Origin of the sequence: Portibacter lacus (assembly GCF_021533215.1) — a bacterium.
Classification (GTDB): Bacteria; Bacteroidota; Bacteroidia; order Chitinophagales; family Saprospiraceae; genus Portibacter; species Portibacter lacus.
On sequence record NZ_JAJNKA010000011.1, the window covers coordinates 144,160 to 168,357 of the forward strand.

18 protein-coding genes are annotated in these 24,198 nt (G+C 36.9%); 7 read left to right on the forward strand and 11 right to left on the reverse strand.

All coding sequences use genetic code 11. The annotated features are described in order from the left end of the window. Position 1 precedes the first annotated feature (1 nt). The 4 genes from L2586_RS17790 (at position 2) to L2586_RS17805 (ending at position 3,423) form a co-directional block, all read left to right on the forward strand. Positions 2–910, forward strand: a complete 909-nt coding sequence (locus L2586_RS17790; protein ID WP_235294290.1) for a PorP/SprF family type IX secretion system membrane protein — start codon at positions 2–4, stop codon at positions 908–910. 344 nt (positions 911–1,254) lie between these two features. Then, the gene (locus L2586_RS17795) at positions 1,255–1,806 is read left to right on the forward strand and encodes an RNA polymerase sigma factor (RefSeq protein ID WP_235294291.1); all 552 of its coding nucleotides are present in this window, start codon (positions 1,255–1,257) and stop codon (positions 1,804–1,806) included. Next, positions 1,803–2,336: a hypothetical protein gene (locus L2586_RS17800; protein ID WP_235294292.1), complete on the forward strand. Its 534-nt coding sequence runs from the start codon at positions 1,803–1,805 to the stop codon at positions 2,334–2,336. The genes L2586_RS17795 and L2586_RS17800 overlap by 4 nt, the downstream gene beginning before the upstream one ends. Further along, positions 2,296–3,423: a hypothetical protein gene (locus tag L2586_RS17805; RefSeq protein ID WP_235294293.1), complete on the forward strand. Its 1,128-nt coding sequence runs from the start codon at positions 2,296–2,298 to the stop codon at positions 3,421–3,423. Before L2586_RS17800 ends, L2586_RS17805 begins: the two co-directional genes overlap by 41 nt. A 152-nt stretch (positions 3,424–3,575) precedes the next feature. On the opposite strand, the gene L2586_RS17810 is transcribed toward L2586_RS17805, so the two are convergent. Continuing rightward, positions 3,576–4,916: a Gfo/Idh/MocA family protein gene (locus L2586_RS17810; protein ID WP_235294294.1), complete on the reverse strand. Its 1,341-nt coding sequence runs from the start codon at positions 4,914–4,916 to the stop codon at positions 3,576–3,578. Positions 4,917–5,110: 194 nt separating this feature from the next. Between L2586_RS17810 and L2586_RS17815 the strand changes: the two genes are divergently transcribed. The 3 genes from L2586_RS17815 (at position 5,111) to aspS (ending at position 10,438) form a co-directional block, all read left to right on the forward strand. Continuing rightward, the gene (locus tag L2586_RS17815) at positions 5,111–6,205 is read left to right on the forward strand and encodes an AAA family ATPase (protein ID WP_235294295.1); all 1,095 of its coding nucleotides are present in this window, start codon (positions 5,111–5,113) and stop codon (positions 6,203–6,205) included. A gap of 355 nt (positions 6,206–6,560) precedes the next feature. Beyond that, positions 6,561–8,126, forward strand: a complete 1,566-nt coding sequence (locus L2586_RS17820; RefSeq protein WP_235294296.1) for a caspase family protein — start codon at positions 6,561–6,563, stop codon at positions 8,124–8,126. A 539-nt stretch (positions 8,127–8,665) separates the two neighbouring features. Next, positions 8,666–10,438 (forward strand): aspartate--tRNA ligase, encoded by a 1,773-nt coding sequence (gene aspS, locus L2586_RS17825; RefSeq protein WP_235294297.1) that lies wholly within the window; start codon positions 8,666–8,668, stop codon positions 10,436–10,438. Positions 10,439–10,575: 137 nt separating this feature from the next. Here aspS and L2586_RS17830 read toward each other — a convergent pair whose 3' ends face one another. The 10 genes from L2586_RS17830 to radA all read right to left on the reverse strand — a co-directional run bounded on the left by L2586_RS17830 (position 10,576) and on the right by radA (position 23,860). Beyond that, on the reverse strand, positions 10,576–11,964 hold the full coding sequence (locus L2586_RS17830) for a Gfo/Idh/MocA family protein (RefSeq protein WP_235294298.1): 1,389 nt from the start codon (positions 11,962–11,964) through the stop codon (positions 10,576–10,578). Between the two features lie 249 nt (positions 11,965–12,213). Further along, the gene (locus L2586_RS17835; protein ID WP_235294299.1) at positions 12,214–12,786 is read right to left on the reverse strand and encodes a GNAT family N-acetyltransferase; all 573 of its coding nucleotides are present in this window, start codon (positions 12,784–12,786) and stop codon (positions 12,214–12,216) included. Next, the gene (locus L2586_RS17840) at positions 12,783–13,121 is read right to left on the reverse strand and encodes a hypothetical protein (protein ID WP_235294300.1); all 339 of its coding nucleotides are present in this window, start codon (positions 13,119–13,121) and stop codon (positions 12,783–12,785) included. Before L2586_RS17840 ends, L2586_RS17835 begins: the two co-directional genes overlap by 4 nt. 20 nt (positions 13,122–13,141) lie before the next feature. Further along, positions 13,142–14,287: a hypothetical protein gene (locus tag L2586_RS17845; RefSeq protein ID WP_235294301.1), complete on the reverse strand. Its 1,146-nt coding sequence runs from the start codon at positions 14,285–14,287 to the stop codon at positions 13,142–13,144. Between the two features lie 54 nt (positions 14,288–14,341). After that, positions 14,342–15,082 (reverse strand): LytR/AlgR family response regulator transcription factor, encoded by a 741-nt coding sequence (locus L2586_RS17850; protein ID WP_235294302.1) that lies wholly within the window; start codon positions 15,080–15,082, stop codon positions 14,342–14,344. A gap of 3 nt (positions 15,083–15,085) precedes the next feature. Then, the gene (locus L2586_RS17855) at positions 15,086–17,845 is read right to left on the reverse strand and encodes a sensor histidine kinase (protein ID WP_235294303.1); all 2,760 of its coding nucleotides are present in this window, start codon (positions 17,843–17,845) and stop codon (positions 15,086–15,088) included. A gap of 460 nt (positions 17,846–18,305) precedes the next feature. Then, entirely contained in the window at positions 18,306–19,295 is a 990-nt protein-coding gene (locus L2586_RS17860; RefSeq protein ID WP_235294304.1) for a hypothetical protein, read from the reverse strand. A gap of 210 nt (positions 19,296–19,505) precedes the next feature. Beyond that, a complete protein-coding gene (locus L2586_RS17865; RefSeq protein WP_235294305.1) occupies positions 19,506–21,713 on the reverse strand; it encodes a VIT and vWA domain-containing protein in 2,208 nt (735 codons plus the stop codon). A 373-nt stretch (positions 21,714–22,086) separates the two neighbouring features. Further along, on the reverse strand, positions 22,087–22,506 hold the full coding sequence (locus L2586_RS17870; RefSeq protein WP_235294306.1) for a thiol-disulfide oxidoreductase DCC family protein: 420 nt from the start codon (positions 22,504–22,506) through the stop codon (positions 22,087–22,089). Continuing rightward, positions 22,490–23,860: a DNA repair protein RadA gene (gene radA, locus L2586_RS17875; RefSeq protein ID WP_235294307.1), complete on the reverse strand. Its 1,371-nt coding sequence runs from the start codon at positions 23,858–23,860 to the stop codon at positions 22,490–22,492. Before radA ends, L2586_RS17870 begins: the two co-directional genes overlap by 17 nt. Positions 23,861–24,198: the final 338 nt, after the last annotated feature.

Below are 24,198 nucleotides of genomic sequence, written 5' to 3' on the forward strand. Positions count from 1 at the left end.
TATGAAAAATCTATCCATTATTATTCTTCTTATTATTAGTTGTCAATGTTTGAGCGGCCAACTCGAATTGCCATATACCTCATCGATTGTTCACGGGAACTTTGTGAATCCAGCGCACATCGACCAAGAGGATGTAACGCAATTTGTATTTTTGAATAGAGAACAATGGAACGGGGCAATCGGTGCGCCAAGTTCTCAAGTAGTAGGCGCACTTGTGCCTTTAGATGATAACAGTAAAATCGGAGCTAATATTTTCAGAAACACATCAGGCGTTTCTAGTCGATTCACCTTCGATGTTAATTATAGTTACTTATTAAAAATAGAGGAAGCCAAAATTCGGTTCGGAATTCTAGCTTCTTTCCAGCAAGGAAAAAAAGATTTCACAAAGCCGAATGTATTGTTAAGCGATCCACTTTCAGATGATCCCGTTATCTCAGATGGAGTTTATAATTATTCAAGTTTTAATACGGGAATAGGAATGCATTACCAGAACGGAATTTTCGATTTTGGAATCAGTCTTCCGAGGTTGTTAGCAAACCGTATAGGATTGTTCGGCAGTGAGAAAGTTAGTAATAATACGCCACTTTTTACTTATGTCAATGTTGCAGCACCATTGGGTGGAGGATCTAAGTTGAATAATAGATTGAACTTACAATTTGACAGTGGGCAGTATTCACTTTTGCAATACTTCATAGGTTATAATTACAAAAGCCAAATGGACGCTGGTGTCCAATTAAATTCACAAATTACCAATGGTTTCGGATTACAATCTCTTGACTTTTTAGTAGTCATTGCGATCCATAAAGATTTTTCTTTAGGATTATCTTACGGAGTTCCTTTAAGCACAATCAATCAGGTTACGCCAGGTAGCTTTGAAGTATTTATCAGTTACTTACTAAGAAAAGAATAATCTGTTATTGGTCTTTAAAAGAAAATAAGGGCGTTGCCTGAATAATAGGTTGTCGTTAATTTCTCACATAGAAGTCTATTGACTTAGAATCCATTTACATTCCTTAATACATTTATACTGAGCCTAGAGAGCTAGCTAGTGCTAGAGGAATACTGTCATTTAGTTAGTTTCCATTGACCTTTTATATTTCGTATAACTTTCTTGATTTAGAAACTCAATGATTTACTAGATAAAAAAATTGACCTAAAAAAAAGAAAGCATGCAACCCTTCATTTTCTATCTTGTCTTTAATATGTGGCAATTGGTATAAAAACCATTGACATAAAACAAAACCCAAACTTTAAGTGAATAATACTTCTATACATGCTGATTTAGTCAGAATGTGTATTAAAGGAGATAGAAATTCGCAGCAAAAGCTTTATCAGCAATATTCTAAAGCAATGTACAATATCTGCTTAAGAATGATGGGAAATAAAATGGATGCTGAGGATGTGCTGCAAGGATCGTTTATCGATGTTTTTCGCAATCTGAAAAAATTTCGAGGAGATGCTTCAGTTGGATCGTGGATAAAGCGAATCGTCATCAATAATTGCTTGAATCAAATCAAGAAAAATAAGATGAGTTTCGCAGATATGCCAGATCATGCTTCAGAGATCACAGAAGAGACTAACGAAAAGATGCAATATGACATTGCAGCTGTACACAAGGCTATCCAGCAACTTCCGGATGGATACAGAACTATATTGAATCTGTATTTACTAGAAGGCTATAGCCATGAAGAGATTAGTGAGATACTTGATATCAGTACCTCCACATCGAAATCACAATTTAGCAGAGCTAAATCGAAATTGAGAGAAATTATTAAATCTAGAGACCATTTAAAAATAGAATTATGAGCGATTCTTTAGAAGATTTTATCAGAAATAATAGGGCAGAGTTAGACGTAGATGAACCATCTATTAATCTTTGGCAAGGTATAGAAGATAAGATCCCAAGTCAGAAGAAAAGAAAACTATGGAGCTCTATGGCTGTTGCTGCATCTGTAATGGTTCTAGTTGTAGCTGCTTATTTTATGGGCGTTCAGCATTCAGGGAGCGACATTAATAAGAATCTTTTCGCAAATGAACAAGACTTCCAAGAATTTCAGGAAACGAATGATTATTACACCACCACGATAGACTATAAAATGTCACAAGCGAAAGACGCTGGTATCGATAGTGAAGTCCTTAATGATTTGAAACAATTGGATGAGGTGTATAATGAATTAAAAGAAGAAATGTTGACCAGTGATCATCAGAATAAAGAATTTCTGATTAACCTGATGATTAAAAATTATAAAACAAAAATCGATATTCTGGAAAGAATAATCAATAAAAAAAATAGCAATGAACTTAAAATTACAGATGATGAGACCATTAATATATAGCATAGTATTGCTTGTTGTTGGAGTAGTCCAAGGCTATGCTGCTAGTCCAGCGGTGGACATTGAAAAGGTGATAGAGAAATCATTTGATATTACTTCAGATGGAACGCTAGATATAAGAAATAAATATGGTAACGTTACCATTTCTGATTGGGATAAGAATTCGATCGATATTAAGGTAACGATTACTGTGAAGACGGGATCGCAGTCTAAGGCAGATGAAATCTTCGATAGAATTGATATCCAGTTCAATGGATCTAGTGATTATGTTTCTGCTTTCACGGAGATAGAAAGTAAAAGCAACTCTTGGTTTAGCTGGGGCTCATGGAGTAGTGGTAATGACTACGAGATAGATTATGAAGTGAAAATGCCGAAAACGCTGTATCTGAAATTAGAAAATAAATATGGGAACGCATACCTACCAGATCTAGATAATGGCGCGTCAGTTATAATGAAATATGGAAATGTGGTCATGCGATCTATAGAAGGTAAAGTTGCTCTAGACTTGGGATATGGGAATGCAGACTTTGGTGATTTAGGAAATTTAACTGCGGATATAAAATACAGCAATATTAAAGGTAGCTCTACTCAAAATTTAAACATTAATTCTAAGTATTCTTCTATCAAAATAGGTGACGTAGTGAACGTGAAATCGGAAACGAAGTATGATAACTATGTTATAGAAAGAGCTGGAAAAATAACAAACTTTGGGAAGTACGATTCTTGGGATTTAGGTGAAATAGAAAGCTTATCTTCTGAAACGAAATACACAGACTTTGTGATAGATTACCTGAAGAAAGATTTGGATATAGATCAGAAATATGGTGCGATCAGAGTTCGAAAATTAGATTGTAATTCTGATGCTGAAGTTGATCTAGAAGTAGGATTTACAGAAATTGATTTTGATATGGATGGATGTAATGATTATGAAATAGAATATGAGGGAAGATATACAGATCTATCTTTAACCAGAGCGCTAGATGACTCAGTAATAGAGTCTGGAAATGATACTTCTCTAAACGAGAGAATCGGAAGTGGGAAAAGGAAGTTTGATATTGAAATGGAATATGGAAGGCTTAAGATGAAGTAAGCAATATTTTCGCAGCATATAATAGAAATAAAAAACGCCATCTATTCTTAATTGAATAGATGGCTATTGTCATTTTTGTGAATGCGATAGTAATGTTTTTTTACTTATAGATTTATTCACGTTAACCCATTCACAATTTCGGTCAATACGTTTTAAAATTTACGATAAGGAGAATCTAAATATTGATTAGCTTCTGCTTCTGCAAATTGTGCTTTTTTAGCATCCCAGTGTAATTTCTTTCCTGGGAATCTGTTCGCAATAACACCTAACAGTATGGTCTCAGTTAATCTAGATGCATAGGAGAATGGTGCAGATGTTTCTGCTTTCCCTAGACATGCATCCACGAACTGATGATAATGTAACGCTCCTTGAGTTCCGTAATCTCTTACAGGTTCTCCTAATGCTTTCGCTGCAGGAATACTATCTAAGTCAAGGTCAACATACTTGCCATCTACGATATGACTTGGTAATTTCATAAAGTGTGGAAGTAGTAATCTACCTTTTTCACCGATAAACATAGCACCTTGATCTGGTAGAGCATCATTGTTCGGTAATTTCAAGTCCTCATGCATGTCAGGAGCTCCTGGGCCATCATACCATATCCACTTGAAGTTTTCAGTGGTATATTTAGTTCCTGGGAATTCATAAGTTACAATGTTATTGTTCGGATGACTGAATCCATTTGGTTCTCTGCACTCGTTTACGATGGTCTTAGGTACATCTAATGCTAATGCATTATAAGGAGTATCAAATATGTGAACACCCATATCACCTAACGTTCCACATCCGTAGTCTAGCAGTTTACGCCAGTTTCCTGGATGATAGAATCCATCTTTGTATGGTCTTTCTGCTGAGGTTCCTAACCATAAGTTCCAGTCTAAATTTTCAGGGATAGCATCTGAACCTGTAGGAACAGGACCGTCATATCCCCAGTTTTTAGGAGACCATGCACGAACCGTGTGTACCTTCCCGATAATGCCTCCTTGGATTAATTTAGTAGCAAGAATATAATCGTAAAATGAGTGCACTTGGATACCCATCTGAGTAACTAAATTTTTCTTTTTAGCTAACTTATCCATTGCTCTTGCCTCAGTAACATGATGCGTCAAAGGCTTCTGACAATATACATTTTTGCCTAACTCCATTGCTGCCATTGATGCAGGTGCATGTGTGTGATCTGGAGTAGAAACGATGACTGCATCTATTTCATCTCCGATCTCTACTAGAAGTTGTCTATAATCTGCATAGGTTTTAGCATTAGGAAACATTTTCTTTGCTTCAGCTAATGCATTAGAGTCTACATCACAAAGAGCAGTAACTACAACAGAGCTGTGTGAAGAAATATCCTTAAGATCTGCCATTCCCATATTTGATACACCGATATGTGCTGTCCTTAGTTTTCCATTTTTAGGTATTTTCATTGCGCAAGATGGCAATGCAGCGGCACCTACCGTATAAATCGTTGCTCTCTTTAAAAACTCTCTTTTTTTCATCAGATTTTTATTTAGTATTCCATTTTATGTTAACGTTAACTTTTTTCTTGCCCTAATATACAATCGTATTTTAAAAGTTCAATTTTTTAGGAAAGGAATGTTTTATTATCCGACGATAACTTTGATAAAAATGTAAGTAAGATTATATCTTTCATATAATATGCTTAAATTCCTTTTATAATTTTCACAATAGAATGGAATACAAAAGTATATACGTTGCGGCCTCTGGTCAGCATGTGGGGAAAACCACGACAACACTTGGTTTGGTAGCCTCTTTCCTTAAGAAAGGATTGAATGTCGGATATTGCAAACCCGTAGGACAGAAATTTCTCGATATTGAAAAACTTAGAGTAGATAAGGATACACTCTTGTTTGCGGATCTTATCAATTTCAATATGATTCCTGAAGTTCACAGTCCGATTATATTAGGAAAGGGAGCAACTGAGAAAATCATAGACGATCCATCACTAAAAGATAAAATTCTTGAAGATCTTTTAGAAGCTAAAGAAAAGTTAGAGAATAATCACGAATTAGTAGTATATGAAGGAACAGGACATCCCGGCGTTGGCTCTATCGGTGGGGTTTCTAATGCAAAAGTTGCCAAAATGGTGAATGCTCATGTCATCATGGTCATAGAAGGTGGAATAGGATCGACGATAGATAAACTGAACATGTGCCTTGCCCTTTTCAGAGAAGAAGATGTACCGATATTAGGTGTTATCGTTAATAAAGTACTGCCAGATAAAATTCCTAAGATCCAACACTACTTGGGAAAGTGGTTCGAAAGTAATGAGTTGAAATTGCTAGGAATCATTCCTTATGATAAGCATTTGGCGCACCCAATTATGAAAACGATCTGTATCGCAATTAATGGAACCGTCATGGCGAATGCTGAAAACCTTAACAATGAAGTGGAAGATATTATCGCAGGATCTTTGATTCGAATGGATGAACTCAAAGAATCTGAAAACTTATTATTGGTAGTAGGAGCGGAGAACCTACATAATGCCATTGCGAAAATTCAAGTGCTTTCTAAGGCTGCTGGCCAAGAAAAAACCCCATTGTCGGGAATTGTCGTAACGGGAAAAGGAGAGATCGAAGAAAGTGCCTTCCCCTATATTGACAAAAATAAAATTCCAATGGTTAGAACATTGTTAGACACTTATGGATCAGTATTGAAAATCAGTAGGATCGAAGTAAAAATTAATAGAAATACACCTTGGAAGGTGAAACGGGCAATTCAATTAATAGAGGAAAATGTGGACTTAGATAATATGCTGAAAAAGTAAAAGGCAGCTCTTCAAAAAAAATGAATAGTGAGAGTTTCGAATGAGCTGCCTCTCAAGATATCTTTTTAAGTAGTATTAAAACGATAGCCTTTCGAAATGTGCTGCCTAAATCTTAATTATTTCTTAAATAAATATTATTACACAATAAGATATTTCGTAAAACTTGATCTGTAAAAAAGTGGCAAGCCCCATAAGACGGGGAGAAATGCAAACTAACTTGCGCTTTATCTGAAAAGAAAATTAAATTTTTTCTAAACAGCAATATTTAAATACAAAACCAAGTTTCATATAGGAATCAAATCATAGACTATATAAAAATTTATACACTCAATTTTAATATCATTAAATCTTTAGAATGAACAGAGTGTATTTAATATTAGCGATCACTTCGCTATGTGCCATTAGTCTTTCAGCTCAATGTATCAAGGGGAATTGCAGTAACGGGAAGGGAACCTATATTTTTAATAGTGGTTCTAAGTTTACGGGCAATTTCAAAAATGGTCGGATACACGAATACGGAACTTTGTATTTCAGCGATGGTCGTATTTATAAAGGTCAATGGTCTAGTCAGAGACGTCACGGAAAAGGCGTAATGAAATATAAAGATGGTTCTATTTACGCTGGAGATTTCGAATTAAATAACCGTCAAGGGAAGGGAAAGTTAACTTTAGCAAGCGGAGATGTGTATGATGGCCATTGGAAAAATGATCAGCTAGAAGGACAAGGATTTGTGGAATATGCAAGTGGCGAAAAGAAAATGGTGAATTGGGTCAATGGAAAAATTCAAGGTAGCAATGAAAGTAATGTTGTTTTAGCGAGCTCGAAACCAGTTATTAAAAAGGAGAAAGTGCAATATGCAAAGGAGAAAGTAGAGTCGGGGAGTAGGGTATATACGAATTGTAATCGAGTAAATTGCGGTGATGGAGAAGGCAAGTATACTTATAAGGATGGATCTTATTTTGTAGGTCAATTTTATGGCGGACTACCACAAGGAGAAGGAATCTGTTATTATGCGAATGGTGATCGATACGAAGGTGGGTGGAAAAATAATGCACCAGATGGAGAAGGTGTGATGTATTTCGCAAGTGGAACGGTGTATGGTGCGTTATGGAGTGCGGGTTATCCTTTAAAGAAAATACATGCATCTGAAAAGCCACGGTTTAAGCCAGAAAACAAGATCAAATTAGTAGAGCAAACTAAAGAAGTTAAGATTTATGCAGTTATTGTTGGTATTGCAAGTTACAACCACATGCCTACACTTAAGTATACTGATGACGATGCTTATCAAGTATATGCATTCTTGAAAAGTCCAGAAGGCGGTGCGATTCCAGATGAACGTATTTCTTTATTGATAGATGAATCGGCATCTAGAAAAAGGATATTAGCAGAAATGGAGAATACCTTTTCTATGGCAGATGAGAATGATGTGATCATGTTATACTATTCTGGGCATGGATTGCCAGGTTCATTTCTGCCTATAGATTTCGATGGATATAATAATATACTTCAGCACTCAGAGATCAAGGAAATCTTAGATAAATCTAAAGCAAAGCACAAAATTTGTTTTGCAGACGCGTGCCATTCGGGTTCTTTGTTAGCAATGAAGAGTCCTTTCGATGCTACGAGAATGCAATCTTTCTTTGATGGTTTTGAAAATGCTTCAGCTGGAACGGCTTTGTTTACGTCTTCGAAAAGTGAAGAGATCTCTATGGAAACGAGCGGGCTTCGACAAGGAATCTATAGTCATTATCTGATCAGAGGACTAAGAGGAGAGGCGGATGCTAATCGAAATAAGATCGTTACGATTTCTGAGTTGTTTGATTATGTGAATAAGAATGTGAGGACGTATACTTCTAATCGTCAGACTCCAGTGATAGCAGGAAATTATGATAACGATATGCCCGTGAGTGTTCTTCGATAGATGATAATAGATAATGAATAGTTTATAAATCGGACAGGTAAGCTCGCAGTGAAACGAAGAGACTGCTTAGCCGATTTTTAGTAATTGGTGAAGGGTTGAGGTTGGAGTTTAGTTTTCAGTCGTTTGTTTTTAGTTTTTTGGTTAAAATTCGGGATCAGATTGTCGAAGCTATGCGGTGTGTAGGGATTAAAAAGTTCTTATAACTGTTCTCTCTGAGGCATAATGTTTTGAAATTGCAAGCTACAAAGTCGGTGCGCTGCACCTCTGTCATTTGAGAGTACTAATATTACAAACAAACATGGTCCTCTGCACCTGATTTACTAACCATGACTTGCTGAATGGATTAAATGTACCTTGATCAAAGTTGAGATTCGGGATCAGATCTTCGAAGCGAAACGGAGAGCAGGGATCGTCGAGCTCTCGCAAGATCTGTGGTTTTCCAAATCTAAAACCTTCACTTTATGATCGTATTTCACTATAGCTTTGCCATTTATCAATTAAAAATTAACTTTGCGGCTTAATTAGAAAATAAGAACAAAATGTATAGAACTCATCATTGTGGAGCGCTTAGAATCTCAGACGTAGGAAGTGAAGTAACTTTAAGTGGATGGAATCAAGCGAGTAGGGATTTTGGTGGATTGACTTTCGTCGATTTAAGAGATAGATATGGCATAACTCAATTGGTCTTTAATATTGAAGATGATAAAGTTCTAGCTGAGCAAGCAGGAAAATTGGGTCGTGAGTTCGTATTAAAAGTAACGGGTGTAGTTCGGGAGCGTAGTAACAAGAATCCTAATAGACCTACGGGAGATATTGAAATAGAAGTGAAAACACTTGAAATTCTTAACGGATCTAAAACGCCTCCGTTTACCATCGAGGATGAAACAGATGGTGGTGATGACCTAAGAATGAAATATAGATACCTGGATATGAGAAGAGCTCCAGTGAGAGATAATCTTATTTTCAGAAGTAAACTAGCAATAGAAACGAGAAAATATCTTTCTGATTCAGAATTTGTAGAAGTGGAAACGCCATTTTTAATCAAAAGTACGCCAGAAGGAGCGCGAGATTTCGTAGTGCCGAGTCGAATGAATCCAGGTCAATTTTATGCACTGCCTCAATCACCGCAGACCTTTAAGCAATTGCTTATGGTTGCAGGAATGGATAGATACTTTCAGATTGTTAAATGTTTCAGAGATGAAGATTTAAGAGCAGACCGTCAACCAGAGTTTACACAGATAGACTGCGAAATGGCATTCGTTACTAGAGATGAAATTCTAGATACATTCGAAGGCTTAACAAAGCACTTATTTAAGCAAACACTTTCTATTGATCTTCCTGACTTTCCTAAAATGTCATATGATGACGCTATGAGTCGCTACGGTTCAGATAAACCAGATACTCGATTCGGGATGGAATTTGTAGAAATGAATGAATTCACTCAGAATCAAGGTTTCAATGTTTTCGATTCAGCTGAGTTGGTTGTTGGAATTGTTGCTAAAGGAATTGCAGCTGATTATTCAAATAAAGACCTGAATAAATTAACAGACTGGATGAAACGCCCACAGATCGGCGCTAAAGGACTTGTATATGTAAAATGCAATGAAGATGGCTCGTTCAAGTCTACAGTTGGAAAGTTCTTCGATGATGCTGCATTGCAAAATTGGGCAGATAAGATGGGTGCTGAAAAAGGTGATATCATTTTTGCACTTTCAGGTGAAAAAGATAAGACAAGAAAGCAACTGAATGAATTGAGACTAGAGATGGGAAGAAAGATGGGGCTGATGGATCCAAAACAATTCAACCCACTATGGGTAGTTGACTTCCCACTATTAGAATGGGATGAGGACAGTAACAGATTTCATGCGATGCACCACCCATTCACCGCTCCGAAAAAAGAAGACGAACAAAGAATGCTTACAGGAGATCATGAAACAATGAAGTCCTTAAGAGCAGATGCCTATGATTTAGTAATCAATGGTGTAGAAATCGGTGGTGGATCTATAAGGATTCATGACAGAGATCTTCAGTCTAAGAATTTTGATTTACTTGGATTTTCTAAAGAAGAAGCTGAAGAACAGTTTGGGTTTTTACTTGGAGCATTCGAATATGGTGCGCCTCCACATGGTGGAATTGCATTCGGTTTCGATCGATTGTGTGCAGTATTAAATGGTGTTAATTCTATTCGAGATTTTATTGCATTCCCGAAAAATAATCAAGGACGAGACATGATGATTGATACACCTTCACGTATTGATGATGAGCAATTAAAAGAGTTAAATCTGGATGTGACTGTAGCAGAGAAAGAATAAATGATGGTTAGAAAATGATCTAACTTATAGAGAAAAATAGAGCCCATAAATAACAATATTCATGGGCTCTTTTTATTTATCTATATCGTATCAATTAATAGTCGCTATAAAATTGACCATTAAAAAAATCCTTCATTCTAACTTACGATACCAAGTTCCGCTGTTTCCTTCCACTTTCCTCTTGTGAAATCTGGGAACTTTTGTGGCGCACCTTCTAAAGCAACACTTGCTTCACTTAATGGCGCAACGGCACTCCAGAAACATCCTTCATAAACATTCTGATCTAGGGGCTGTCCTTGTTGGAGACATTCTACTATTCGATACATCATCATTCCATCCATTCCACCATGCCCTGTATCTTTCGTCTTCTCGTTCAATCTAGTATACAATGGGTGGTCATATTTCTGGTACAAAACTTCTAGATCGTCACCTTGAGCCCATGAATGATGATTTTTCGTAACGCCTTCTACACCGCCTTCCAGTGCAACTCGGGTTGGGAATCCAGCAAGTGTTCCTTTTGTTCCTTGAATCAGATTTAATCTAGAATATGGTCTTGGACTTGTTTCATCCCACTGCACCATTACCGTTCTGCCTAGGTTCGTTTTAATAATAGAAGTATTAAGATCGCCTCCTTTATAATCTAATTTGTTCCATTTGTGATCTGCTGGATAGTTTTTCTCAGCATAGATAGATCGACCTCTGGAAGGTGTAGAAAAGGAAACTAAGCTTTTGAAATTATCTTCTCCTCTTCCTAGATTCATATATTGAGCAACGGGTCCAAGTCCGTGAGTAGGGTACAAGTTTCCGTCTCTATGTGCATAATGAGGTGTTCTCCATGATCCGGTACCTCTCTCTACTGAATTCATTTGTCCTCTAAGTTCGTGGATATACGCCGCTTCACCATGTAATACTTCTCCGATAACACCTTGGCGAACCATATTTAGGAACATTAACTCATCTCTGCTGTAATTAACATTTTCCATCATCATACAGTGTTTCTGAGTTTCTTCAGAGGTCTGTACGATATCCCACATCTCCCCAAGTGTCAGTGCGATTGGTACTTCCACAAAGGCATGCGCACCTTTCTTCATCGCTTCGATTGCCATCGGAGCATGATTCTTCCAGTTCGTGCAGATGAATACCACATCAGGTTTTACTTCGTCTAACATCGTTTTCCACTTATCCTCGCCACCATAGTATAACTTAATATTCCTATGGCGCCCTTCTCCTCCTTGTTCTTGAGCTAATTTTTTCGCATTTTCGGCCTTATCTTGATATAGGTCACTGATCGCAACAACTTCTGTTCCAGGAAGACTAGAGAAAAACTTAACATGTCCAGGGCCTCTTGCTCCTACACCAATGAACGCCGCTTTGACATTTTTTAATTTAGGAGCTTTGAATCCGCCCATGTATTGTCCAGCAGTAAAATCTGTGAAATCATTCGCTTTTACTAAAGGAGCTAATGATATGGCTGCTCCAGTTAATGAAGTTTTTATAAGGAAATTTCTTCTACTAATATTTTTCATAAGTTATTGTTTCTAATCGATTCGTATTAATGGGTGTAAAATGACGTAATTCATGAAGTAGAAATATCCTCTTGGTGCGATAATTTATAAAGTATCATAAACTGGTTCATTTAAAAATGTCTTTAAAATGGTTGGTTTGTAACCAATTCGACTGTCAATTTAACTTTATTTAGGGAATCTGAAAAAAAAATCAGCTCTTTCCAATAAATTATGGCAGTTAAAAGTTGTCAATTTTATTTCTGTTTTGAATTAAAGTTTTTGAACGATGAGTTGCCACTCATTTTTTAAAATACTATAATACACGGTATCTCTCCTATGACCATCTTGCATTAGGGTATGACTTCTTAATGTTCCTTCATAAGTCGCTCCGATTTTTTCCATGGCCCGTCTGGATTGGATATTCCGAGCATCGGCTTTTAATTCTACCCTTTGAAAATCTAAGGTGTCGAATGCGTATGTCAACATTAAATGCTTTACGTATTTGTTCAGGCCTGTCCCATGAACGATAGGATCTAACCATGTCCATCCTATTTCTATTCGTTTATTTTCTGACGATATATTTCCAAAACTTGAACTTCCTACAAAAGCATTTCTCTGTTTATCGAAAATCACGAATGGATATCGATTGCCAGAGTTTCGTTGATTGATAGCACTCTGAATATAGGCGGATAGTGATTCTTTAGTCCCAAAGGCCGAAGGGGAATATTTTAGTAATTTCGGATGATTGAGGGCAATAGGTAGTAAGTCATCTAAGTGCGTTATGGATAATGGGCTCATTCGAACTCGACTGTTTTCTAGAATGACCTCTTCTTTTGTATTCATATTTCTTCTATAATAGATGTTCCCTTAGAAAAATTTCCTGAAGTCCACTGCCATGTTTCGTGCAATCTGATCCGTCCATCCTCCAATACTTCTGGCTTGGAAAAGCAAATTCCTGTTTGGATCACACTTGAATGAAGAATCTGATGATACCTCATGTCTATATTCCCTTCCTTATCTACCAGTCCGATGAGTTGTCCTTTAGCAATAGAACCTCCAGCGTAGGAACTGGTAACGATTTGCCCTTCTTGAAAATATTCAAAAATTACCTCCTGAGATACTTCCCCATTATCAGAAACGGTGGCAGGCCTGAATTTTCTTTGATTGTAATTTACCATCAGATTTCCTATCGATTGCTTTATTTTTTGCCTTCTGAAATAATGCTTTCTAGTTCTTTAACTCTTTTATTCATTTCGATGAGATGCAAGGTTAATTCTTCTATTTTTTCAAGTAGAATGGCATTAGTCGCACCCAGATCACTTCCGTTTTCTAAAACTTCTTTTTCAGTAGGTACTCCTGGGAGATGAGCATTTTTATCAATGTATTTTTCTAATTCTTCCAGGCTTTTCAGATTGTAATCTTCAGAAAATACATAATCTGGCCAGACACTTGGACGTGCGATAACACCTTTAGCAATGATATCACCTTCTACACCTACATTTCCTACAACGGATAATTTCATCTGAGCGTCTGAAGTTCCGATACCGATATTTTTCGTGAAGTTAGGAAATACGGTGGTGTTATTAGAATACCACTTAGAAGCTGGAGAACATGAGGTTGTATAATTTTTATCTAAGATTAAATTGTCTATTTGGCCTGTTAACCCTCTGAGATAATCACCAGCTGCAGAAGCACAGTGTTGAATGAAATTTAAAGGCGCTATTTCACACAAATTACTTGTAACAGTTTGATTATTCAAAAGTATTGTTCGGTCTTCATCCACATAAACACTAAGTGACAAAACAACACCTACTTTCTCGAAATCAAAATACAGTTTTTGATTTAGGTTGTAAAAGAATATAAAATCAGATGTAAAAAAGGTTTCATTTATCTTTGAATTAATACTAAATCTGTTATTCCCACCCTCTAAATCGTTTCCATAATATACACTTATATAATCTGTATCTGATATAGGTTGTCCAGTACAAGCTATATCTGGACATAATCTACCATTTTCTTTATTATCTTCAGTTAATACAATAAGATTATGGCCGACACTTGGTCCACTTCTAAATCCTAATTCGCTATAAACAAAATCAAAAGAAAATTTCCAGTCATCTGTAGTTAATAATGGTTCAGCTAGCTGTCTATAAACCCTTCTTTGTTGACCAGCATAACTCAAATTCTTAAAATTAACAACACCCTCTGAAATTTCTACATTAGTACCCACTTGCGTCCACAGACTAGGGTCGTCATAATGGTCTACGAGATAATTCTGTTGAGCATTGCCCACATTAACAATGAAATAAAAACAAAGGAGCAAGAAGAAGGGTCTTAAGTTCATGGATTAAAGTGTTTTATGAATCCATAAAGATAAAATTAATTGACAATCTTGGACCTACAAATTTCCTAGCATTTCCATCACCTCCGCTTTCTTCCTCACCGATACGGGAACCTCATCTCCATTATTCATCTTTAGATATCCGCCATCCTTCTTGATAAACGCATGAATATAATCCTCATTAATTAAATGAGATTGATGAACCCTAGAAAATCCATGTGGCTGAAGGATCTTATCGAAAAACTTAAGCGTCTTTGTTACGAAAACTTTAGGGCGATCCTTCAGATAAAAGATGGTATTATTTGCTTCAGCTTGGCAGTGAATAATATCCTTGATTTCTACCACGATAATCTTCTCCAACGTATGCAATGAAATTCGCCGAGGCAGTTCATCTGGTTTTGCGATGGTCTCATTTAATAAATCTAGACTTTCTGAAGAATGGCCCATTTGCGCTTCTGCCCTTTCTACCGCTTGTACGAGTTCTTCTGGATTAATGGGTTTTAATAGATAATCTACCGCAGCATACTTGAATGCCCGAATGGCATATTCGTCTGAGGCCGTGACGAAGATCAATTTGAAATTCATTTCTGGTAGAATTTGTAACAGATCAAATCCCGTTCCATCGCCCAACATAATATCAAGAAAGACAATATCAGGTTTCTTCGCCTTTAATAATTTAGCTGCTGAAATTACACTTTCTGCATGACCTATAATCTCCACATTTGGGCAGTACTCTTCTAAATCTTTTCTTAAAAGCTCAGCCGCCGCAGGCATATCTTCTATAATTATTCCTTTCATTTCCTAAAAATTGTATTCAACAGGTATTCTAATAACGACTTCAGTCCCTCCCTCCTTGCTGATTTGATTAATCTTAATAACGGGGTGGTACTTTATTGGTAACAATGTCTCTAATCTTTCTTTAGTAACATCAATAGCAATGGATTTATGTTTTTTTCGGACACTTTTTTTCTTACTTGTCTCGTATCCGATTCCATTGTCGATGATACGAACTTCCATAATGTCTTCGAGCAGTAATTTAAAATTTAGCTGTAGTTTACCAGCTTGTGAATGCTGAATGCCATGGACGATTGCATTTTCTACGAATGGTTGGATGAGCATCGGAGGAATTAATGCTTCAGCGACATCTATCTTATCTTGGATGTCTATCTCATATTCGAAATCTAATGTTCTACACTTTTTTTCTATGTCAATGTATTTTTTTAACAACTGCAACTCATCTTGTAAGGTAATAACCCGCTCCTTCGAATTTGATAAAATAGACCGCATGAGCGTTGCGAAATCTGTAATTTCTCTTCTTGCATCCTTGTAATCTTCCTTCGCAACCGTCGCTTGAATACTATTTAATGCATTGAAAATAAAATGCGGATTCATCTGTAGCTGATTTGCTTTTTGCTCTAACTCTAGCAACTTATTTTTCAATTCTAATTGCGCTTTTTCTTCCTCATTCTTTTTCTTGATATTTCGAATTCTTCGCCTGAAAAGCGCAAACACCAACAGCCCTATAACAATTGCGATGGAAGGGAAGAACCACCACTTCTTCCATATGGGCCCATTGATGACAAAAGTATAAGAAATCGGAGCACTAATCGCGTCGTCATCGGATTTTGCTCGAACTTTAAAAGCGTAGCTCCCTGCACTTAAGTTACTGAAACTTGGATTGTCATTCTTTGTCCATGGAGACCAGTCTTTATCTCGACCTTCTAGAATGTAACTATAATTCAGATCTTTCGTGGAATGAATATCGACACCTTCATATTCGAAACTGATTTGATTTTCATTATAATCTATACTCGCTGCATTGCGATCGCTTCCGCGACTGATAGGAATCGGATTATAATTGGCTTGCACATCTTTAAAGTGAATTAGTGGGACTCGTTCGTTTCGAGCGGATGCTAGATCGCCAATACTGATGATGCCATTAGGAGACGCAATCCATATTCGATCTTGGTATTCGACCATGCCTCCTGCAATAATTTTATTGCTTGGAAATCCATCTCCTGTTGTAAACGAAAGACTATCCTTATAAACTCCTTTATCATTAGCTGCCCAGACTTCGTTCCCTTTTAACGCTAGTGCTTTTACAGATTCAGGAAAGTGCTCAATTTTACTTAGACCTCCTTTTTTTTCGTTTTGCTTCAGTTCGAAAACACCGTTGTTCAAGGACGCAAAAAAGATCTCGTTATTTGGCCCTTGGATAATATCGGTAATTGTAGACGAGATGATTCCTTCTGAAGGAATTCTTTGATGCACTTTTCCATAAAAAGCACCAATGCTACCACTTTGTGTTCCGTAGTACACAACACCAGAAGAACTAGCTAGAATTGCAGATATGTTCAGATCTTGAAGGCCTTCTTCCTTACCGAATTTTCGGACAACTATGGTAGAACTATCGCGCTGAATCAAATTTGCGATGCCATTAGAGAAGGTAGAAATCCAGATGTTTTCTTCTTGATCTTTAACGATATGATTAATCCATTCGCTCGGAATTCCCGCCGCCTTTCTATAAGTTGTTGTTTCGTTGTTACTAAGTCTAAGGATTCCATTGCCATTAGTCCCGACCCAAAGATTTAGTGAATCAGCATAGATACTTTCACATTTCACATCTAAGTCAATTAAAGTGGTGATTTTCCTGTTTTGATACGCATAAACACCCTTGTTGCCAGCTGAAAATAACAAACGATCTTCCTGAGCATAAATCGCAGAAACATCATCACTTACTAGGCCATCATAGACATTGAACAATTCATAATCCCGATCTATAAACTTTGCAAGCATTTGGTCTGCCGTTGCAATCCACACCATTCCCCAGTGATCTACGATGATCTCCGTGATGCGATTATCTGAAAGGCCACTTCTCTGGTCTATCGTTTTCCAAGATTGCTTCCGCAGATCATGTCTTAATATGCCTTTGTTTGTCGTCCCGATCCAGACTCGATCACTAGAATCGATCGCTAGATTATTAATCTGGAAGCCTTCATTATAATAAGGAGTATAGGTTTTATTTTTTAGGTCAATGTTAAATACCGTACCATTTAGATCATAACTCCACATCGATTCATATTGATCTATTTTAATCTTTTGCAGGTCTAGCTTTTCTGTGAGGTTATAATTTTCAAGTTTTTCGTTTTCAATATCATATTTGTAAAAACCTTTTTCGGAAGCGATGTATAAAAAATGGTCTGAAATGACTAGGTCATTAATTTTGATGTTTTCCAATTTTAAAAGAGGGATGGGTCGGTCAATGTAATTGCCATCACGATCGTAAAACTTTACACCATTATCCGTTCCGTAAAAGATTTTGTTTCGGTACAGTGCATAAGCATTTATGGTTTCATCTACAATAGGACTTTCTTGGCCATAGAGAATGAGTTTGCCATTGGTCATAAGGAACAAGGAATCCCTTCCCACTTCTACCAAGTTGTCAATTTCAGAGAAAGGAAGGTTGAAATCCTGAAAAATGGGATCTGAATTTTTTCCATCGAATCGATATACGGTTTCAGGCCCTCCTATATATAGGTAACCATCCTTACTATTAGCCATAGTGGTAATAGAAGAAATATCCAGGTCGTTTTCTGAATCGTAGAATTTGAAATTATACTTTTGCCCGAAACCTTGAAGCCCTAGCAGAATCGCTAAGGAGAAGAAAATTATCTTGATATAGAACGTGTTTTTTTTCAGATTTTAAGTGTTAAGTACATTAAACAATGTAAATATAAACGATCGTATTTAAAGTTTTTGTTCAATTGAGGAAAACCAAATGATGGTCTCACCTCCAGCTGAGGCTATCAATTGGTTTTCTTATTAAAGTTCAGATCACCGAGCCGGAGGAACGACAGGATCGTTGAGCTGATTGGGAAAACGACTTGGAAAAATGCAACGGTTTCTTGCCACCCTCGTTGCTCGGCTTAAAAACCATCACATTAAGCCGTGAATTCACCTCATAATATAGATAAGCTGAATGCAGGTCAGACTATCAAAATATTCGATTTTTTCTCTTTGACTAAACTTTCATCTCTTCCAAAACACACAAAACCGTTACCTTTCCATAGACCTTCACGCTATCTCTTGTTTTCTTTACAATCCAGCGAAAATTATCAAATGGTATTTCTGTTTTCTCAACGATATTCATTAGTTCATCTTGATTCATCAACCATTCCATTTTGTCAACATCATCAGCTAGCTCTGGGACATCGTATTCAGGGTATTGTATTTCCCATTCTACTGGAATGTTATATTGATATGAATAGTGCTCCATTGCTTTCATCCAATCTTTATCTGTATTCGGATATCTTTTTGCTAATTGACGAGCTAAATGTAAGTCCGCAGGTTTGTAAGCTGTAGGAAAAAACGCGTAGTAAACTTCCATTTCTGACTTAATATATCTTTCATTTTCCGCTTTAAAATTGACATAGCCATCGCTAGCAACAATATTTAAACCATTCATTGACCTTCTTAATGCATCTAATAATGCTCTATTCTGTCCAAGACCACAAGCATGGATATGAACTTGGGTGTTCTCATCAGCCAATTGAGGATTCAAATCTGTCACTTGCAGATTAGCGATAGCATCATTAAGTCGGTCAGCATTTAGACGTTCTTCGCCTTCATTTAATGGAAGACTTATTCCGGCCCAAGGATTGCTGTGTACAACTACATGGATGTCATTGTATGGTGTGGCAGATTTTAGAAAATTTTCATTTAATAAAGCGATCATCTCATTTAATGACCGCGCATCAGTGATGATTTCATCTGAACGCTCGTTTGGATTGTACTTGAAATAAGCTTCCGCATTTTGGTAGAAATTGTTTTCATTACCGTGATCTTCACCAAGAATAAAGGTGATGCTTTGGCGATTATCGATTCTTGATTCTACTGTCGTTTCTTGCTCCACTGTAGGAGTTTCAATTTTGACGCCATTGATAAATATTAGGACGACAAAGACTAGAAACAGTACACTGAAAAGGAGCATTAATCTATCTTTATTTTTCATTTTTTCTATTTTAAAATTTAAACAACTATTTAATTTATTCGAATTTAACTTCGCAGTTTTTGTATATGGACAAGTAAGCTTGAAGTGCAACGGAAAGACTGCTGAGCCATGACTCGCTATTAATATTTAGCTCCGCAGTCCTTGCCTTACACTATTTCTATGCTCGGGCTTCCCGCTAAAGCAGAACAGGTCCGAGTATAAATTCTTTGATTAACTTATGGTCAGAGGAACCAATACATCTGAAAGCGCTTCAATATTAAGTGTAGAGAAATCCCAACTAATAATCTGTTCTCTCAAGCATTCTTTAGCTTCTTTCGATAATTCGCCACTAAAATCAATTCCACCTAACATCCCTTCTTCATTGAATTTCAAAGTCAACAGTATTTCTGTAAGTTCTTGGTCAGCGAAACACTTCTTAAGCGCGCTGATTTTCATCACAAACTTTAATCTGATACTTGCCAATAAAACTTCATCTTCGATTCCTGATGGATTGCCAATTTTTAAGAATTGACCTGTTTTTGCTACACTCACTTTCTTAATTGACATTTCTGCACCGATCGCATTATTACTTACACCTAGAGGAAGAGGCAAAGCTTGTTTCACAGTCTTAATTGGTTCACCTCCCTCATGAGCGACTTCGTAATCCACTGCCACAAAAGAAGTGTAAGCAGAAAGCAAATTATATTTCAAGCTCAAGTCCGTCATCTCTTGCTTATGTGTTTCGTCATATAATACTTTTCGATAATCATCCATTAATCTTATTTTCTCTCTTGCCCAAAGTAATCTTAGTGCTTTGTTCTTGCTGTCAGGTGTATAATCACTGATATTAATTACTTGAGAATATTTATTTCCCGCGAAATAACCATCGATAATAATCTTGCCGTTAGGGTTTCCTTTCCATTTTCCAATGATGTTAATCGGACGTTCTCCCAGCAAGTCTGGAATAGATTTCGGTTCTACATCGTAGGCATCGAAACCCTCGTAACGGATCTTGATATTACTTAAGCTAGGAGTGGAAATATAGTTGACGAAGTCGTTAGCGATGTCACAGGCCACTTCTTCATTTTCAATGATAAATGGAAGCCCTTGACCTACATTCGCAAGTCCTTCTATTAAAAATCTATTCGTGCTTGATCCTATTCCGAATGCGAATACATTAGCTTTATCCAGGTTGTTTCTTACCAATTCAAATGTTTCTTTTTCAATGCTGATGTACCCATCCGTTACCACAACAAGTGATCTGGACAAACCACCGTCTACTCTCGGAAGGTTAATGGCTTTCTGCAATGCTGGAAGTAATTGTGTACTTCCGCCACCTTGTTTTTCTTCTAAGCTATTAATGACATTGTTAATGGTTTCTTCTTCGGCATACATACTGGTATCTGAAAACATGTACGAAGTTCCAGCGAAAAGCATCACATTAAACTTGTCAGATGGTTTCAAACCTTTCAGTAAGTCTTTCATTACTTTTTTAGAAACCTCTAATGGGAAACCGTACATAGAACCAGAAATATCTACGATGAAAATGTACTCTTTAGCAGGCACTTGAGCGTCTGTTAAGATATTCGGTGGTTGAATATTAGCAAGGAAGAAGTTCTCAGCTTCATGCTCATACAGCATTAGTCCAGAGCTGATGTTGTTTTCAGCAAGTCTATAGTTTAAGACGAAATCTTTATTTCCTGCAAATAATTCAGAATCATGTATTCCTATGTGGGCAATCTTATCATTGAACTTAGTGATATTTACTTGGTGTGAATGAGAAGAAATTTTCTGAATGGTCTGTCCTGCCTGAAGGTAGATATCAATATCGTATGAGTATTCAGGTTTTTTATTTTCTTTCGAATAAGGCATATTTACGAAAGTCGCAGGGTTGTCTTTACTAGGTTCATGGTATCTTGGTCCGACAACAGTTGGCAATGTAAACTGGTAATCTCCATGAGTAGGAATGATTTTTTCCGTGTATTTAATTCGAACGTCTATGCGTTCTCCTGGAAGGATATTGGCAACATTCATCTGAAAGACATTAGGACGGTGTTGTTCTAGAAGACTTGTTCGTTTTCCTTCACTTTTCGCTTTTTCGTAAGTTTTGCGTGCTTCTTCTTTTTCTTTTAATTCAGCTTTAATGATGCGGTTGCCAATCTGCATTTCCATGTCATAAACTGCAGATTGAGCAGAGCCTGGAAAAACATATACTGCTTCGATAATAGAATCACTATTGTTTCTGTAGGTCTGTGTTAAGGTAACATCTGCAATGATTCCAGAAATATACACTTCTGCTTTATTGGCTTCTAGTGGCATTGCACCTGGCTTCGCATTTTCGATCACGAAATAAGGAGATTCTCCTTGCTGAGCATAGATATTGAACATGCTCATCATGGCGAGGATAAAGACTGGTAATTTTAATTTTGGATTGTACATAAGGCTCTATTTTATTAATTCGATACTAAGATATGGGGATAAAAGCCTTGTTTCTGGGGAGACTACTGATGGGGGAGGGTGGGGAATTATTCGTAGGAAAGGGATTAGAATTCGTTTTATGGGATCTGTAAGCCCGAACTTATGGATCTGTACGCCCGAACTTAATATTTAATGAGAATGGAGGTTTTACTTTTAGGAAGGTATTAATATTGGAGAAATAAATGAAAATGATGAAGGGATTGCAGAGCCTCTGGTTTCTGATTCACATTCAGCTCTGCAATCCTAGCCTACGCTCCATTCTTTGCTCGGCTTACAGATCTAACAGTAATTGATAACATCACTAAAAAAGTGCTGTCATCAAGAAAAGAATCTTTTAAACATCTAACTCATGCACAAACCTCGGTGCCAATTTCTCATCTGGCAACATACAAGCCTCCGATTTCCCAAACCAAGAATATCGATTATTAGAAACCTTCATGTATAACTTGTCTCGCCATTTCTTAGGCAGAATGTATCCGATCTTAAATATCATCCAAGGAAAACCGATGGTCGAAAACAATTCAATGACAGCCGAAGAATAGAAATACAATTCTCCATCTTTTAGAAAAGCTACAGATTTGTAATTAGCTGCTTCAACAAACTCAGAAGGCAACATTGACCTAGAAAATTCCGATTGCAAACTGGCAAATCTTAACTTTTCATTCCGATCAATCTTTAATAGTAGTTTCAGTAGATTACCACAAAGCACACATTGACTATCAAAAAAAACAACATTGTTATCCGAAGAGATCATTAAATAAGGTTTCGATTTTACTGATCATAACAACTTCTATACTGAAGCGGTTCAAGTCTAAACCTTTAGCATTAGATTTTGGAATGTATATTTTAGTAAAACCTAGCCGAGCGGCTTCTTGAATTCTCAATTCAATTCCTCGAACTGCCCGAATTTCACCCGAAAGACCGACCTCTCCAGCAAATGCATATTCTCTCGAGATACTGATATCTTGCATCGATGAAATCAAGGAACTAACAATGGCGAGATCAGTTGCCGGATCGATAACTTTAATACCACCAGCTATATTTAAGAAAACATCATACTGGCCTATCGGAAAGCCAACCCTTTTTTCAAGAACAGCAAGTAACATGTGGAGTCTCCGCAGATCATATCCAGTTACACTTCGCTGCGGTGTGCCATATACGGCGGTACTCACTAATGCTTGAATCTCGATCAACATTGTTCGACGACCTTCCATGGTTGCTGCAACTGAACTACCACTGAGCAGTTCTTCGCTCTGGGATAATAAAATTTCAGAAGGGTTAGAAACTTCACGTAGACCTTCGGCAGTCATTTCGTAAATGGCAAGCTCATCTGTAGATCCGAATCTGTTTTTCTGAGTTCTAATAATCCGATAAGAATAATTCTGGTCGCCCTCGAAAAGCAATACGGTATCGACCATGTGCTCAAGCAACTTTGGTCCAGCGATTGCACCTTCTTTATTAATATGGCCAATAATAAAAACCGGAATCTGTGAGGTCTTTGCAAATTTCATTATTTCATTCGTAGACTCCCGAACCTGAGTAATACTTCCTGGAGAAGAATCTAGTTCTGGAACGCGCAAGGTCTGAATGGAATCTATAATAACCAAGTCTGGTTGTTGTTTCATGGCTTCTTTCAGCAAAACTGGGATAGAAGTCTCTGTATATATAATACATTGCTTATTTGTTATCCCGATTCGATCCGCCCGCATTTTAATTTGTTCTTCACTCTCTTCACCAGAGACATAAAGAATTTTCATGCTAGACCTAATAGCGAGCTGTAATAAAAGCGTCGATTTACCAATTCCTGGTTGTCCACCAAGTAAAACAATGCCTCCTCTTACGATGCCTCCACCTAAAACTCGATCCAGTTCTGCATCTCCTGATGACTTGCGAATGATATTACCTTGTTGAACATCACTTAGTGGAATAGGAATTACTTTTGTATCTCCTGAGAAGCTATATTTTACGCGGGTTTCGGCTTTTGGATCTTTGTGGATAATTTCCTCTTGATAGGTATTCCATTCGTTACATGAAGGACAATTTCCAATCCATTTTGCGGAATGAGCACCGCAGTTAGAGCAGATATAAACAGTTTTTGCTTTAGCCATAAAAACAAAATTAAAGTAAATATGTTAAAAGAGTCATGTTTCCGTAAACAAACACGTTAAAGTTTTTGGAATTACACAGGAGATTATATATTTACACCTAGAGAAATGAAAAGCTTGACCTATATCAACTAATTAATTTTTTTGGAAACATATTCGAACTAAACTACTGTTAGAGTGGTTTCATAGTCACAACAAAAGGATGAAGATCTTTTTAAAAGAAATAAAGCTCGTTAATTAGCGGGTAAAGAATTGTTTTCAATTGGTTTTTTGGGGTTATGCAGGGTGTCATGTTCTTATACTGGCGCCCTGTTCTTTTATAATGAAGGGAAGATTGAGCA